The 16,096-nt window shown below is 60.8% G+C and carries 11 protein-coding genes and 2 pseudogenes; 7 read left to right on the top strand and 6 right to left on the bottom strand.

Annotated features, from left to right (window positions below):
• Together QVP03_RS09385 and QVP03_RS09380 are read right to left on the bottom strand one after the other, a co-directional pair.
• Positions 1-314 (bottom strand): annotated as a pseudogene (locus tag QVP03_RS09385) (DNA polymerase III subunit beta); the annotation flags it as partial.
• Positions 315-354: 40 nt separating this feature from the next.
• Positions 355-1,308 (bottom strand): nucleoside phosphorylase, encoded by a 954-nt coding sequence (locus QVP03_RS09380; RefSeq protein WP_288210737.1) that lies wholly within the window; start codon positions 1,306-1,308, stop codon positions 355-357.
• A 122-nt stretch (positions 1,309-1,430) separates the two neighbouring features.
• Here QVP03_RS09380 and glmM point away from each other — a divergent pair, with 122 nt between their 5' ends.
• The 5 genes and pseudogenes from glmM (at position 1,431) to glmS (ending at position 7,499) form a co-directional block, all read left to right on the top strand.
• Positions 1,431-2,822, top strand: coding sequence for a phosphoglucosamine mutase (gene glmM / locus QVP03_RS09375; RefSeq protein ID WP_018695999.1), 1,392 nt, complete (start codon positions 1,431-1,433; stop codon positions 2,820-2,822).
• A gap of 20 nt (positions 2,823-2,842) precedes the next feature.
• The gene (locus QVP03_RS09370; protein ID WP_018696000.1) at positions 2,843-3,280 is read left to right on the top strand and encodes a copper resistance protein NlpE; all 438 of its coding nucleotides are present in this window, start codon (positions 2,843-2,845) and stop codon (positions 3,278-3,280) included.
• Between the two features lie 12 nt (positions 3,281-3,292).
• Complete coding sequence (locus QVP03_RS09365; protein WP_022333215.1) at positions 3,293-4,660, top strand: dipeptidase; 1,368 nt, start codon at positions 3,293-3,295, stop codon at positions 4,658-4,660.
• Positions 4,661-4,664: 4 nt separating this feature from the next.
• Positions 4,665-5,447, top strand: coding sequence for an inositol monophosphatase family protein (locus QVP03_RS09360; RefSeq protein ID WP_022333214.1), 783 nt, complete (start codon positions 4,665-4,667; stop codon positions 5,445-5,447).
• 208 nt (positions 5,448-5,655) lie between these two features.
• Positions 5,656-7,499: pseudogene (gene glmS, locus QVP03_RS09355) on the top strand (glutamine--fructose-6-phosphate transaminase (isomerizing)).
• Between the two features lie 146 nt (positions 7,500-7,645).
• Here the strand turns inward: glmS and QVP03_RS09350 are convergent.
• The 4 genes from QVP03_RS09350 to QVP03_RS09335 form a co-directional block, all read right to left on the bottom strand.
• The gene (locus tag QVP03_RS09350; protein WP_022333212.1) at positions 7,646-9,004 is read right to left on the bottom strand and encodes an MFS transporter; all 1,359 of its coding nucleotides are present in this window, start codon (positions 9,002-9,004) and stop codon (positions 7,646-7,648) included.
• A gap of 21 nt (positions 9,005-9,025) precedes the next feature.
• Positions 9,026-10,024, bottom strand: coding sequence for a glycerophosphodiester phosphodiesterase family protein (locus QVP03_RS09345; protein ID WP_022333211.1), 999 nt, complete (start codon positions 10,022-10,024; stop codon positions 9,026-9,028).
• Positions 10,021-11,196, bottom strand: coding sequence for a mannitol-1-phosphate 5-dehydrogenase (locus QVP03_RS09340; RefSeq protein ID WP_022333210.1), 1,176 nt, complete (start codon positions 11,194-11,196; stop codon positions 10,021-10,023). The genes QVP03_RS09345 and QVP03_RS09340 overlap by 4 nt, the downstream gene beginning before the upstream one ends.
• 97 nt (positions 11,197-11,293) lie before the next feature.
• Positions 11,294-12,376, bottom strand: a complete 1,083-nt coding sequence (locus tag QVP03_RS09335) for a PHP domain-containing protein (RefSeq protein WP_022333209.1) — start codon at positions 12,374-12,376, stop codon at positions 11,294-11,296.
• Positions 12,377-12,519: 143 nt separating this feature from the next.
• Here QVP03_RS09335 and QVP03_RS09330 point away from each other — a divergent pair, with 143 nt between their 5' ends.
• Both QVP03_RS09330 and QVP03_RS09325 read left to right on the top strand, forming a co-directional pair.
• Positions 12,520-13,116, top strand: a complete 597-nt coding sequence (locus QVP03_RS09330; protein WP_022333208.1) for an RNA polymerase sigma-70 factor — start codon at positions 12,520-12,522, stop codon at positions 13,114-13,116.
• A gap of 387 nt (positions 13,117-13,503) precedes the next feature.
• Entirely contained in the window at positions 13,504-16,056 is a 2,553-nt protein-coding gene (locus QVP03_RS09325) for a GLUG motif-containing protein (protein ID WP_022333207.1), read from the top strand.
• Positions 16,057-16,096 lie beyond the last annotated feature (40 nt).

The following is a 16,096-nucleotide window of genomic DNA, read 5'->3' as shown; positions in this document are numbered from 1 at the left end:
CCGCTCTTCCAGTTGATCGTTATCTCCCAGTTCTTGTCGTTGACATCGATGGTCAGCGGCAGCTCGGAAAACTCCTTCAGCGAGTCGAGCATCAGTTTGGCGGGAGCCGCGATGGTGCCCTCGCTTTCCACGCTGTCGACCGTGATAGAGCCTATGAGCGTCGTTTCGAGGTCGGAAGTGGTGACCTTCAGTTCGTTGCCATTGAGCTCCATGAGGAAGTAATCCAGGATGGGCAGCGTGTTTTTATTGCTGATAACCTTGCCGGTGGTAGCCAGAAGCGAAAGCAGGGCCGAGCTTGATACTGAAAATTTCATACGTTGTTTCCTTTCTTTTATTTTCTGTTATATGGATTGCTTATTTCAATACTGCCAATTTGTCGAGCGCCGTCGAGATCATCTTGCGCACGAAGGGCTTGTAATCGGTGTCGACATTCTGGGCGATACGCTGTGCGATGATCGTGCAGATGGTCGCGGCGCGGTGTCCCATCAGGGCTGCCAGGCCGGCCAGCGCCGAGCCCTCCATCTCGAAATTGGTGATGCGGCGGCCGTGGTAGCTGAACGATTCGATCTTCGCGTTGAGTTCGGCGTCCTGCGGTTCGAGGCGAACCCAGCGGCCCTGCGGCGCATAGAAGCCCGGGGCGGCGATGGTGATGCCCTCGCGCGTCACGTCGCGGAAATGCTCGAACAGCGTCTTGTCGGCGTCGATGAAGTAGGGCTTGGGAAGCAGTTCGTTCCAGCCGACGTGCTCCATGAAAAAGAGCGTCTTGTCGGCGTCGATGAAATAGGGTTTGGGCAGCAGCTCGTTCCAGCCGACATGCTCCATGAAAGCCTTTTCGATCTCCAGGTCGCAGACCTCGTTGCGCCCCTTGTAGTAGTTGAGCAGGCCGTCGAAGCCTACCGACGTGCGCGAGAAGACGAACTCCCCCACCTTGATATCGGGCTGGATGGCCCCCGACGTGCCGAGCCTGACCAGCGTGAGCTGCCTTTTTTGGGCCTTCTCCTGCCGGGTGGCGAAATCGACGTTGGCCAGCGCATCGAGCTCCGTGACCGAGATGTCGATGTTGCCGATGCCGATGCCCGTCGAGAGCACCGTCATGCGTTTGCCTTTGTAGGTGCCGGTCACCGTTTTGAATTCACGGTTTGCGACTTCGCACTCTTTCGTATCGAAATGTTCCGCCACGAGGGCCACGCGGCCCGGATCCCCGACGAGGATCACCGTATCGGCCAACTGCTCCGGAAGCAGGTGCAGATGGAAAATGGAACCGTCGTCGTTGATAATCAATTCGGAAGCTGGAATCGTTCTCATAATAGTCGTTTTTAAATTTTCATAATTGGCATAAAAGTAATATATTTACCTCGAATATCAAAACTTCGAAGGGAATTTTTCATAAATATATGTATAGCGGAAACTCCGCATCAAAGCCTTGAAATATGACATTGATTAAATCCATTTCCGGCATCCGGGGCACCGTGGGAGGGGCCCAGGCCGGGAACCTGACGCCGCCCGACGTGGTGAAGTTCACCACGGCCTACGCCCGTCTCGCCGCCCGCCGTAACCCGGGCAAAAAACTTACCATAGTCGTCGGCCGCGACGCCCGGATTTCGGGCGAGATGGTCGCCGACCTGGTCGAAGGCACCCTGCTGGCGTGCGGTGCGGATGTGATAAACGTCGGCCTGTGCACCACGCCGGGGGTCGAGATGGCCGTCATCACGCACAAGGCCGACGGCGGCATCATCATCACCGCCTCGCACAACCCCCGCCAGTGGAATGCCCTGAAGCTGCTCAACGCCGACGGGGAATTCCTCAGCGACGCCGAGGGGAAACAGGTGCTTGCGATGGCGGAAGAGGAGGATTACGAATACCCCACCGTCGACGGCATCGGGCGCGTCCTTTCGCGCGAACCGTTCAACGAACGGCATATCGCGCAGGTGCTGGCGCTCCCGCTGGTCGATGCCCAGGCCATCCGTGCGCGCCGCTACAAGGTCGTCGTGGACGCCGTGAATTCGGTGGGCGGCATCGTGATGCCCGAATTGCTGCGACGGCTGGGGTGCGAGGTCGTGGAGTTGAACTGCGACCCTACGGGCGAATTCGCCCACAACCCCGAGCCGCTGCCGGAGAACCTGACCGAAATAGCCGGGGTGATCCGCCGCGAGAAGGCCGACCTGGGGATCGTCGTGGATCCCGATGTCGACCGGCTGGCACTGGTCAGCGAGGACGGCTCGATGTTCGTCGAGGAGTACACGCTGGTGGCTGTGGCCGACTACATCCTCACGAAGCACCCGGGCGGGAACACCGTTTCCAACCTGAGCTCGTCGCGGGCGCTGCGCGACGTGACGGAGCGGCACGGCGGCAAATATTATGCATCGGCCGTCGGCGAGGTGAACGTCGTGGCCAGGATGAAGGAGGTAGGCGCCGTGATCGGCGGAGAAGGCAACGGGGGCGTGATCTACCCGGGGCTGCACTACGGGCGCGATGCGCTGGTGGGAACGGCACTCTTTTTGACATGGCTCGCACAGACGGGGATGACCATGACGCAGTTGCGTGCGACCTATCCGGCCTACTATGCGTCGAAGAATAAAATCGAGCTGACACCGGCGATCGACGTGGATAAAGTGCTGCGTGAGATAAAGGAACGTTATGCCGATGAGAACGTGAACGATACGGACGGGGTGAAGATTGACTTCCCGGAGAACTGGGTGCACCTGCGCAAGTCGAATACCGAACCCATTATCCGGGTCTATACCGAGGCGAAGTCGATGGCTGCGGCCGAGGCGCTGGCGCAGCGGTTCATCGGGGAAATCAAGGAAATCTGTAAAATATAAACAGTTTAAACGAAACGACTATGAAGAATAAAGTCATGATCCTCGCGGCTGCGATAACGCTTGTCGCCTGCGGGGGCAACCAACAGAAAAAGGCGGTATCTGAAAAGGTCAAAGCGGATGCCGTGAAGGTCGACATGCATGATGCGGAGAGCTCGCTCGACTACCAGGGGACATACACCGGGGTTTTCCCGGCGGCGGACTGCCCGGGGATCGACATGCGCCTCACGCTGAAGAAGGACGGCACGTACAGCCTGCACATGAAATACCTGGACCGCGACTCGGAATTCGACGAGAAGGGCGCCTACAAGGTGAAGGGGAACCTGCTGACACTGACCCCCATGGACGGGCAGCCGGAGTACTACAAGGTGGAGGAGAATCAGGTGCGCAAGCTCGATGCCGACAAACAACCCGTCACGGGGGCGCTGGCCGAAAATTACGTATTGAAGAAAACCGAATAAAACCCTTGCCGGATGGATAAAGTAAAAAGTTATATAGAAGCCAATAAAGAACGGTTTATCAGCGAGTTGTTCGACTTGCTCCGCATTCCTTCGATCAGTGCCCAGAGCGAGCATAAGCCCGACATGACGCGGTGCGCCGAATGGCTGGCCGCGGCACTGGCCAGGGCGGGCGCCGACCGCACCGAGGTCTTCCCGACGGAGGGCAACCCGGTCGTTTATGCCGAGAAGATTGTCGATCCCAAGGCCAAGACCGTATTGGTTTACGGCCACTACGACGTGATGCCCGTAGACCCGCGCGGGGAGTGGCGCACGGAGCCTTTCGAGCCGGTCATAAAGGACGGCCGTATCTGGGGGCGCGGTGCCGACGACGACAAGGGGCAGCTGTGGATGCACGCCAAGGCATTCGAGGCGATGTGCGCCACGGAGAGCCTGCCCTGCAACGTGAAATTCATGCTCGAAGGCGAGGAGGAGATCGGCTCGCCGAGCCTCTACAAGTTCTGCGAACAGAACAAAAAAATGCTCAAGGCGGATATAATATTGGTGTCGGACACCTCGATGATCTCGATGCAGACCCCGTCGATCACCTGCGGCCTGCGCGGGCTGGCCTATATGGAGGTCGAGGTGACGGGCCCCGACAAAGACCTCCACTCGGGGCTGTTCGGCGGCGCCGTGGCCAACCCGGCCAACGTATTGACGCGCCTCGTGGCGCAGCTCGTGGACAAGGACGGTCGCGTGACGATCCCCGGGTTCTACGACGACGTGCGCGAGCTGACGCCCGCCGAGCGCAAGGCGTTCAACAAGGCCCCGTTCAGCCTTGCGGCCTACAAGAAATCGTTGTCGATCGGCGATGTGGAGGGCGAAGCGGGTTACACGACGCTGGAACGCACGGGCGTGCGCCCGTCGCTCGACGTCAACGGCATCTGGGGCGGCTACACCGAGGAGGGAACCAAGACGGTGATCCCGTCGAAGGCCTCGGCCAAGATTTCGATGCGCCTGGTGCCGAACCAGGACTATCGCAAGATCAGCAGGCTGTTCGAAAAATATTTCAGATCGATAGCGCCCAAGAGCGTGAAGGTCAAAGTGAAATCGCTGCACGGCGGCATGCCCTACGTGGCACCGACCGACATGCCGGCCTACAAGGCCGCGCAGAAGGCCATCGCCGAGACCTTCGGAAAGAAACCCCTGCCCTTCTATTCGGGCGGTTCGATCCCGATCATCAGCGGGTTCGAGTCGATCCTGGGCATCAAGTCGCTGCTCATGGGCTTCGGGCTCGCGGAGGACGCGATCCACTCGCCCAACGAGAGCTACGGGCTGGAGCAGTTCGACCGGGGCGTGGAGACCATCCCGCTGTTCTACAGGTATTTCGCAGCGGAGAAATAGCGCCATGTACGACGAATTCCTGGATTTCATCTTCCCGCTCGCAAAGGGCGCCGGGGAGATCCAACTCGCCTACTTCCGGGGCAACGACCTGGGGATAGAGACCAAATCGAACGCGTACGACGTGGTGACGCGGGCCGACAAGGAGAGCAAAGCCTACATCGTGCAGGCGATCCTCGGCCGCTATCCCGGTCACGGGATACTGGGCGAAGAGGGTGGCGTAATGGGCACGGCGGGGAGCGATTACCGCTGGGTGATCGACCCGCTCGACGGCACGACCAATTACAGCCAGGGGCTGCCGATCTTCTCGGTGTCGATCGCACTCCAGCACAAGGGGGAAACCGTCGCCGGGGTGGTCTATGCACCCTACCTCGGGGAGCTATTCTGGGCGTCGAAAGGCGGCGGGGCTTACATGAAGAGCCGTTCAGGCGAGGTGAAGCGGCTGCAAGTCTCCGCCAAGCAGACCCTCGCCACGTCGGTGCTCGCCACGGGTTTCCCTTACGACAAGGATGTCAATCCGGACAACAACAGCGACAACGTCGCGCGGATCGTACCCTATGTGCGCGACATACGGCGGCTGGGATCGGCGGCCTATGACCTGAGCTGCATCGCGGCGGGGCTGCTGGACGGCTATTGGGAGCTGGATTTGCACGAGTGGGATGTCTGTGCCGCGAACCTGATCGTGCGGGAAGCCGGGGGCGTCGTCTGCGATTTCAGGCGCAACCGTGGCGTCTCGCAGGCCGCGGGCAACGAGGTGCTCGTCGGGGAGATGCTCAAATATATCCGATAGGCCGGGCAGCACGGCGCTGCGACGGCAGGCAACCGGTATTACGGGGTGCGGACATTCGATCCGCATCCCGTTTTTTGCGCTCCGGTGTCAGTTGCCCGTTTGCGGCAAATGACGCAAAGTTATGCCTGAATGTCCTTTTTTATTCCCGCAGGGAATATGTTTTTAAAATTTTTTCTTATTTTTGGCCGGATAAAAATTTTGAGAACGAATGTGTGGGATTGTAGGATATGTCGGGGGCGCGAGGCCTGCCCGGTTCTGTTGAAGGGTTTGCACCGGCTCGAATACCGCGGATACGACAGCGCGGGGGTCGCCATGGTCGGCAAGGACGGTGCGCTCAACGTATACAAGTGTAAGGGCAAGGTCTCCGACCTGGAGCATTTCCTCGAGGGCAAGGAGCTGGGCGGTAGCATCGGCATCGCGCATACGCGCTGGGCGACGCACGGCGTGCCGAACGACGTGAATGCCCATCCGCACTACTCCGAATCGGAGAACATCGCACTGATACACAACGGCATCATCGAGAATTACCGGGTGCTCAAGGACGCGCTCGAGGAGAACGGCTACACGTTCCGCAGCAGCACCGATTCCGAGGTGCTCGTGAACCTGATCGAGTACATCCGCACCACGGGCGGCTGCACGCTGCTCGAAGCCGTGCAGCAGGCCCTGCGGCAGGTCGTAGGCGCCTATGCCATCGCCGTGATCGAGAAGGGCAACCGCGACGAGATCATCGCCGCGCGTCAGAGCAGCCCGATGGCCATCGGCATCGGCGAGGGGGAATTTTTCCTTAGCTCGGACGCCGCTTCGGTCATCGAATACACGCAGGATTTCGTCTATGTGAACGACGGCGAGATTGCCGTCATCAACCGCCATAAGCCCCTCAAGATCGTCACGCTCGACAACCACGAGGGCCGAGTCGATATCAAGAAGCTGCAGATGAGCATCTCGCAGCTGGAAAAGGGCGGCTATCCGCATTTCATGCTCAAGGAGATATACGAGCAGCCCAAGACCATCGTAGACTGTATCCGCGGGCGCATAAGCCCCGACACGTACGAGGTGAAGCTGTCGGGCGTGATCGACAACCGCGGGAAATTCCTCGCGGCCCGCCGCATCGTATTCGTGGCGTGCGGGACATCGTGGCATGCGGCGCTGATCGGCGAGCACCTGATCGAAAATATATGCCGGATCCCCGTGGAGGTAGAGTATGCTTCGGAATTCCGCTACCGCAACCCGATCATCAATGCCGACGACATCGTGATCGCCGTGTCGCAGTCGGGCGAGACGGCCGACACGCTGGCCGCCGTGGAGCTGGCCCGCAAGGCCGGAGCATTCGTCTTCGGCATCTGCAACGTCGTGGGATCGTCCATCGCCCGGGCGACCGACTCGGGGGCATACATCCATGTAGGGCCCGAGATCGGCGTGGCTTCGACCAAGGCCTTCACGGGGCAGGTGACCGTCATGGCGATGCTGGCGCTGGCCGTAGGCCGCGAAAAGGGCACCGTGACGGAAGAATATTACCGCGAAGTGGCGAAGGGACTGCTGGAGCTGCCCGCCGTGCTGGAGGACGTGCTCGGGCTGGGCGACCGGATCGCCGACCTCTCGAAGATATTTACCTATGCGCACAACTTTATCTACCTGGGGCGCGGCTACAACTACCCCACGGCGCTCGAGGGGGCGCTCAAATTGAAGGAGATCTCCTATATCCACGCCGAGGGCTACCCCGCCGCCGAGATGAAACACGGCGCCATCGCGCTTATCGACAACGAGATGCCGACCGTGGCGATCGCAACGCCGGACAACACCTACGAGAAAACGGCCAGCAACATCGAGGAGATCCGCGCCCGGGGCGGCAAGATCATCGCCGTGATCGCCCGCGACGACACGCATGTGCGCCGCAGTGCCGACTATACGATCGAGGTGCCGGTGGTCACCGACTGCCTGATGCCGATCGTCGTGTCGGTGCCGTTGCAGCTGCTGGCATATTACATCGCCGTCAACAAGGGCCGCAACGTCGACCAGCCGCGCAACCTGGCCAAGTCGGTGACGGTGGAATAACCTCCCGGCGCGGCCTGCCGGAAAAGAGCTGTCTGGACGGCTGTGCGAACCGACCCGCCCGAGAGATCCAACCAACGGAAACCCCCGCAGTCAAGGAAGTCTGCGGGGGTTTCTCTACACACAATTATCATTAACCTAAAACTGCGTCAGTCGTCGTAGCCGTTCGGCTTGGCCTTCCATGCGGCGGCGAAGACCGCCGTGCCGACAAGCGCCATGCCGACCAGCGTGTAGAGCGCTACGCTCCAGTCGGTGTACTGCACCAGCATACCCATCCCCCAGCCCGAGACGATCGTACTGCCGTAGCCGAACAGGCCGCAGAAACCGCCTGCCGTGGCGGCGGCGCGCTTGGTGGCGATGTTCGCCGCGGCGATGCCGACGAGGGCCTGCGGGCCGTAGATGAAGAATCCGGCCGACATCAGGATGGCGATGGCAACGGCCAGAGGCGTATGTTCATTGAGGGTATAGAGCCCCACGAGGCAGAGCGCGGTCATCAGCATGCAGATCACGCAGGTGCGGGGCGCGCGGCCGCCGAAGAAACGGTCGGTGGCCCAGCCTGCGGCGAGCATACCCGCGATGCCGGCGATTTCGAATGCCGCGACCGTCCATCCGGCGTGGCTGATGTCCATGTGGAGGTGCTCCTTGAGCATCGTGGGCCCCCAGTCCAGCACGGCGAAGCGCACGATGTAGACGAAGAAATTGCCCACGGCGATGATCCAGATCGTCGGGTTCAGGAAGACCTTGCGGCGCAGGAACGCCTTGTGTTCGGCTTTTTCCTCGGCCTTGGTATGCGGTTTGGCGTCGGCCGGGGTCGCCTTGCCGGTCTTCAGTTCGGGCAGCCCTACCGACGAGGGGGTGTCGCGCACGAAAGCCCAGACGACGGCGGCGCCCAGGATGGCGATCGTCGCCGGGAGCAGGAAACACCAGCGCCAGTGCTGCGAGAGGATCGACGAGGCGTCGAACCATGCGCCCCAGTTCAGGCTGACGACGTATCCGCAGAAGATGATGGCCAGGCCGGCGCCGATCGAGTGGGAGGTGTTCCAGACCGACATCTTGGTGGCGAGCCGCTCGGGGACGATCCAGTGGGTCATCAGCCGCGTGCAAGGCGGGACGCCCATGCCCTGGAACCAGCCGTTGAGTACCCAGAAGATACCCAGCGCCAGCACCGACGAACTGAACCCGAAAAGCAGGTTGCAGATGCCGCAGAAGACGAGCCCCGTCACCAGGAAATAGCGTGCGTTGCTGCGGTCGCCCCAGATGCCGTTGAAGAATTTGGAGAGCCCGTAGATCAGCCCGTGGAGCGTGAGGAACAGACCGAGGTCGGATTTCGAGATGCCCATCTCCTCGTTGAGATAAGGCATGGCGATACTCAGGTTCTTGCGCACGAAATAGAAGAGCGCATAGCCGAAGATGCACATCGCCATGGTGCGGAATTCCCAGTATTTAAAACGCTTGACCTGTTGGTCGGTCATGCCGTCATAGGCCGGATTGAGTTGTTTTGCAGACATTTATTCAGGTTGGTTCGGGTTTTACTTCAGGTTGGTGCGGTGGCTGCGCATCGCAGCTTCCTGCAGGGCGTGGATCGCATCGCGCGACCACGGCAGGCCGATGAATTCCGACGGGTAGTCGGTCTCGATGATGTCGGGTTCGGCGACCAGCTCGCGCAGGTAGGCCACACGGCGGTCGTAGGGGTTTTTCACCTTGTCGGACGAGCCGGTGATCGAGGTCATCGTCATGACGCCCTCGGCGTGCAGCAGGTCGTAAACCGGTTGCAGGTCGGGGTTTACGGCCAGGCGGATATAGGCCATGATGTATTTCCAGGGGATGGGCGATGCGTCGTAAGCCCTGAAATGTTCCATCGAGCTGATCTCGACGCAGAACATGACGTTGCGGATGCCGTGCTCCCAGTAGTAGAGCGCCTCTTCGACGGAGCGGACGCTCAGCATGATGTTGTGGTACATCGACCAGTCGCCGCCCGGCTGCAACTGCTTGATATAGTAGTCGAGGCTGGCGCGGCGCACCTCGTCGCTCACGCCTCGGGTGTTGATGTACTTGTTGTCGAAATTGAAGACGACCTTGTCCTTGCCCCATTCCAGCAGGTCTTTCAGGCGCGGGATCTTGTAGGGGGTGACGTTGCGGTCACGGTCTACGAGGCAGAATTGTTGCAGCTCTGCGTAGGTATAGTCGGCCACGCGCCCCTTGCCGGTGGTCGTGCGGTCGATCGTCAGGTCGTGCATCAGTACCATGACGCTGTCGCGGGTGAAGCTGAAGTCGACCTCGAAGAAGGTCGGCATCATCGATAGCGTCTTTTCGCACGATTCGATGCAGTTTTCGGGATAGCCGGGCATCATGCCCCCGCGGTGTCCGCTGACGATGATGTCACGGCCGGGGTCATAGGTGAAATAGGCTTGCAGTTCTTCGATCGACCCGATCCGCACGGCGTGCGGTATCGGGGCCTGGGCGCACGCGGGCAGCACGGCGGCGCAGCATACGGTCAGGAGCAGGAGAAGGGGGCTCGGTCTTTTCATTGTGCTTCGGGGATTTTGGCGATGATACGTTCCACTTCCTCGTAGGCCTGTGCGGCGAGCGGCAGCAGCGGGTCGGTGTCGGGAAGGGAGGCGATGCGGGCCAGGGCGGCCTTGACACCTTCTTTTATGACCAGACGGCGCATTTCCACGCTCTGCACGTCCTCGGGGTTGTCGTAATGCAGCGCGGCGCCGACGCCCAGCAGCAGGTCGGGCGTGGCGATGCCGTAGCGGCGGGCCGTGAGGATGGGCTTGACGAGGCGGTCGCCTGCCGAAAGCTTGCGCAGCGGCTCGCGTCCCACGCGGGTCACGTCGTCGCAGAGGTAGGGGTTGCGGAAGCGCCCGATGATCTTGTCGATATAGGCGAAGTGGGCGTCGCGGTCGAAGCCGTAGAGCGCCACCAGCCCCCGCCCGCTTTCGCGCATGGCGGCTTTCACGATGGTATGGATATGTTCGTCGGAGATGCTCTGGCAGATGGTCATGTAGCCTTTCATCCGTCCCAGGTAAGCCGTGATGGCGTGGCCGGTATTGAGCGTGAAGAGCTTGCGCTCGATATAGGCGATCAGGTTGTCGGCCGGATTCATGCCGGGGATTTCGGGCACGGCGCCCTTGAAGGCCGCGCGCTCGACGTTCCATTCGAAGAAGCGTTCGACGACCACGTCGATCGGGTTCTCGCTCTTGACCGGCGGCACGATGCGGTCGACCGAGCAGTCGGGGAAGCCGACGTACTGCTCGCACCAGTCACGCTGGGCCTCGTCGAGGTGCTTGAGGACAGCCTCCCGGAGCTGTGTGGTGGCGCGGACGCCGTTTTCGCAGGCGATGACATTGAGCGGCTCGGTGACGCCTGCATCCCTGCGTGCGGCGATACCCGCCGCGATGGCCCCGGCGATGCGGGGCAGCACGGTCAGCCCCACCGCCGTGGTGACGAGTTCCGCCCCGGCGATCTGGGCGGCAAGTTCCGGGCTCCGGGAGTCCATTGCCGAAATGTCGGTAATGCGCATCTGCTCGCAGACCGTGTCCATGATCTGAACCGTATAGGCCCTGTCCGAGTTGATCCTCGCGACGACCTGTTCGTTCACATCGGCGAATACCACATGGTAGCCCGCCTGTTCCAGCACGGCGCCGATAAATCCGCGGCCGATGTTCCCGGCTCCGAATTGAATAGCTTTCTTCATTGCATTCGTGGTTTAAATATAGCTTCTGTAACAAAATACCGTATCGGTTGCCGCGGCCCGTCGCAGCGCTGAGCCCCGGCGGCGTATGCCCTGCGCCCTATTCCCAGAATATGCGGGTGTAATACCTGCCCTTGCCGAGGATGCAGTTCGTGAATTCGACCTGCTCGCCCTGCCTGATGTCGATGCGCAGCACCTGCCCCGCATAGACGGGCATGGGATAGTCGTAGGAGGCCGGACGGACGGCGAAACGCAGGTCGGACTTGTTGACGATCTCGAACGTGCGTTTGGTCTTGCTGACCTGGCGGATCTCGCGGATTTCGAGCGCAGCGTCTATCATCTGGCCGATGTACTCCCCGCGCCCCATCAGGTTGCCGTCGAAGCAGGCCAGGGCCCGCCCGGCGAGGAGTGCTTCGCGGATCGCCCCGGCCGTGCGGGCGGTGGCGAAGACCAGGGTCATCGGACGGCTGCCGCGCACGGGATAGATGCTTCCGCTCATATAATGTATGTCGCTGTTGGCGAACGGCACGAGGCCGTACTGAACCGCGTAGTCGAATGCGCGGGGATAGGATTCGGTCTTGTTGAACACCTCGACGCCGCGGAGTTTGCCCTGGGCGATCAGGTGTTCGTGGACGGGATAGATGTCGCTTTTCCGGTCGGGGTAGCCGGGATGGTTCCACAGCAGGAAGGCGCCCTGGCGGCAGGCCTCCTCGACGGCCTGCATCTCGTCCTCGACGTCGAGTTTGTCGGCATCCCGGATAAAGAGCGTGCAGATGTGCCCCAACGGCTTCTTGCGGGTGATTTCCGCACCGGGGATCACGATCATCCCGATCATGTCGCCGCGTGCCTTGGCAAGTTCGTAGGGTTTATTGAGGCCGCAACGGATGATGTCGGCGTTCTTGTGCACCTCGATGTGGTCGGTCATGGCGATCGCGTCCAGTCCGTCGTTCCACGCTTCGTTGACCCGGCCGACGGGCCACACCTGTCCGTCGGAGATGTCGGAATGGACGTGGAAATCGCATTTGAGCGTGATATAGCCGCCGATGTCGGGTATGCGGAGGTATTGGCGGTAGTTCTGGCGGCTGACGGCCTCATGGACGTGGACATCGTCGTTATGCAGTTGTGCGGCGGCGGTCAGGGCATAGAAAAGGGCAAAAAATGCGAGGGTAAGGTTTTTTCTCATCGGTCGTGTAGTTTGGTCGTGTCATATTAAATACAACCGATCGCGGGAAACCACCTAACCGGATTACAAAAAAATTAAAAAAGGGACCGGACATTGTTTCGTTCGGCGAGAATGTTTATTTTTGTACCGAATCTGATTATCCGATGGAGAAAATCTCGCTAATATCACGGGTTCGCGCGGGCGACCGCAAGGCGTTCGACGAACTGTGCCGGAAATATTACGCCATGCTGGTTTCCTACGCCCGTCTGTTCCTCAGAGACGACTGGGCCGAGGACGTGGTGCAGGACGTGTTCTACAACGTATGGCAGCGGCGGGAGACGCTCGACGATTCGAACTCGCTGTACAAGTACCTGCTGCGTTCGGTCTACAACCGCTCGCTCAACTACCTGGACAAGAACAGGCGCGCCGGCGAATACGGCGCCTACTACCGGGAGCGCATCGCCGCGCTGGGCAGTTCGTACTATGCACCCGACAACAGCCCCGTCGTGCAGAAACTCTACAACGACGACCTGCGCGCCAGCCTCGATGCGGCCATCGAGTCGCTGCCGCCCAAATGCCGCGAAGTGTTCCGTCTGAGCTACATCGAAGACCTTTCGAACCGCGAGATCGGAGAGCAGCTGGGCATTTCGCCGCGCACGGTGGAAAACCACATGTATGCGGCGCTCAAGCAACTGCGCCGGAAACTCTCCAAGGAACAACTGTTGCTGCTGCTTTCGCTGCTCTTCATGCGGGGCGTATAGGCCGGAGCGGCACAGACCCCAAGGCGTCGGGATACATAGTATCCCGGCGCTTTTTCGTTTGATCCTGCTCCCGATTTTTTCAATTTCCGGTAAGTGGTTTGAGCGGGTCGGCTGTATGTATCTATGAACACCGCCTAAACTACTCGACCGATGGAAGCGACATTTCCGAAGGCGCCTTCAGCCGCCGACCACACCCTCATTTGCAGAGGTGCCATAAATTTGATATATAAGTATATCGTATGATTTACCTGCACGATGGCTTTAAGTGTGTTTTTCCGCCGTCAGAGCCGGTGCGCGACAGCCGGACGAAAGGTTTGCCCGACGCGGGCAAACCCTGCAACCCGTATTTCCACCAACTAAATATTTCTTAACCAACAAAACAAAACCATGCGAAAAATTTTTCTTTTCACAGCAGCAATGCTGGCGATCGCAGGCTGTTCGGAGGACAACACGCATCCGAAGGTATCCCCCGTGGACGAACCTTCGGCGGATGCCGTGACGATCCTTGCGACGATCGATGCGATCCCGTCCGCTACCGGGGACGGCGAGGCGTATGCTCCCCTATGGCAGGAAGGCGACCAGATCATCGTCGGCTACAAGGGGATGTCTTATGTGTACGAAACCTACGACGCCGGCAACGGTGTCGAGTTCCATCCGGTGGCCCTCTCGCTGCCCGCGGACGCACGCGGCGAAGTGACGGCCTATTTCAAGGCCGTCGACGGCGTATTTGCGGTCGGTGCCGACCAGACGGGCGCTACCCTGCCGATGTATGCCTATGCGGCCGACGCCGCACTCGCCCAGGGCAGCCTCGGCCTGCACTTCAAGCCGCTGGCTTCGGTGCTGTCGCTCACGATCGGCGAGGAGGCTTCGAAGACCATTTCGAAAATCACGCTCGAACCGGTCGACCCCGACGGTGTGGAGGGGCACCTGGCCGTATCGGAGGCCGTGGTCGATCCCCGGACGGGTGCGGTGACTGTCGGCGAGGATGCCGCGGTGTCGGACATCCTCACGATGGAGATCGGCGAAATGTCGCTGGTGCAGGCCCAGACGGTGAATTTCCTGATCGCCAGCGGTACGAAGGTGGAAGGCGGGCTGAAGGCGACGATCTCCTGTACGGACGGGAGCGTCTTCGTCAAAAACCTGTTCGAAACGCAGGAAGTGGCCTTTGCGGGGAACTGCGTCGGAGCCGCGACCGAGCTTTTCTTCCGGCTGAGGATCGCCACCTATGAAGACATGGTGAACTTCGCGCAGGAGTGTGCCGACGACAACGGCGGTGCCATCGTCGACCTCCAGGCCGACATCGACATGCGGAATGTCCCGTGGACGCCGATCGAGAATTTCACGGGGACGTTCAACGGCAACGGCCACCGTATCTACAATATCAACGTATCGGCCGACGGGCGTTATGCCGGGTTCTTCGCCTATGCCAAGGGGGCGATCTCGGATGTGGTTTTCGGGTCGAAGGACGGCACCTCCTATGACGGGACGAGCCGCATCGAGCTCAAATACAGCGCCGACACCGATACGTGGTGTTATGCGGGCATCGTCGCACAATCGAACAATACGCTCACCGGCGTGACCAGCTTCGTACCCGTGACCGTCACGGCGGATTCCCGATGCAAGTCGCGCACGGGCGGCATCGTCGGCAGCCTGTATAACGGGAAGATGAGCGGCTGCAGGAACTACGGCGCGGTGAGCAACGTGGCGACGGCGGGCGTGGCGAGCTATGTGGCCGGTATCGCGGGCATCGTCGACGGCTCGGGCGACGCGGCCGGGGCGATCACGCTGGACGGATGCCACAACCACGGCCCGGTGATGACTTCGCTCGGGCTGGGCAACGCCGTGGCGGGAATTACGGCCTCGGTGATGAAGACCGCGGTCAATACGACCATCAGCAACTGCACCAATGCGGGCGAGATCCGGTTTGACAACGCGGGCGCGTCGGCAGCCCACCGCATCGGCGGCATCGTCGCCTACATCGTGGACAGCTGCCCGACGCTGGTGATCGACAACTGCACCAACAAAGGCACCGTCGTCTCGAACATGAACGGCAACTGCTTCATCGGCGGGATCGCGGGCGTGAACTATGCGGCGGCGATCCGGGATTGCACGAACGAAGCCGAGGTGAAATTCGTGCAGGCCAATGCCGCAGGCGCGGGTTACCTCTGCATCGGCGGCATCGCGGGGCAGACGTACAGCGGGGCGAAGGTCACGGGGTGTGCCAACAGGGCGGCCGTCAGCTCCGACAAACTGCAGGTGACCCGCATCGGCGGTATCGTCGGTACGCACAACGCCAGCACGATAGACGACTGTTCGAACAGCGGCGACATCACCCTGGCCTATACGGCGACGGCCAACAACTGGGAGGCCGCAGGCGGCATCGTGGGTTTCTACGACGGCACGGACGGCACGGCGGTGACCAACGGCTGCACGAACAGCGGCAAGGTCTCGGCGACGGTAAATTCCAGCAACGCCAATATCGGCGCCGGAGGCATCGCGGGCATCATCAAGTCGGGCCATGCGACCAACAACACCAACGACGGTGCGGTCTGGATGCACAATGCCCAGGCGGGCAAGAGCTCCTATGCGGGCGGCATCGTGGGCTACGACTACAATACCAAGGACAAGTCGGCCGTCACGGGCAACGTCAACAACGGTGCGGTACAGGCCACCGTCGAGGGCACTTCGGCGCTGCTGGCGGCCGGGGGCATCATCGGGCGCAACGACGTGGGCGCCGTGTCCGGATGCAGGAATTTCGGCGCGGTGGCATGCGCGCTGCATGCGGGGGCACTCGTGGGCTGGAACAAGCACAGCGTGGAGGACAGCGCCGCAGGCGGTTCGGTGAACGGCACGGCACTCACCGGGACGAACTATGCGGAACTGGCGGTCGGCTTCCAGGACGGGGGCTCGTCGTCGGGCATCACCTTCGGGGAAAAATAGCCCGGCAAATCATTAATTACTTAACTGAAAGAAACCTATT

The organism is Alistipes sp. CAG:29, from assembly GCF_000435435.1.
In the GTDB taxonomy this organism is placed as follows: Bacteria; Bacteroidota; Bacteroidia; order Bacteroidales; family Rikenellaceae; genus Alistipes; species Alistipes onderdonkii.
Note: the sequence above shows the minus strand (reverse complement) of the source record. Positions and strands in the feature narration are given on the sequence as shown.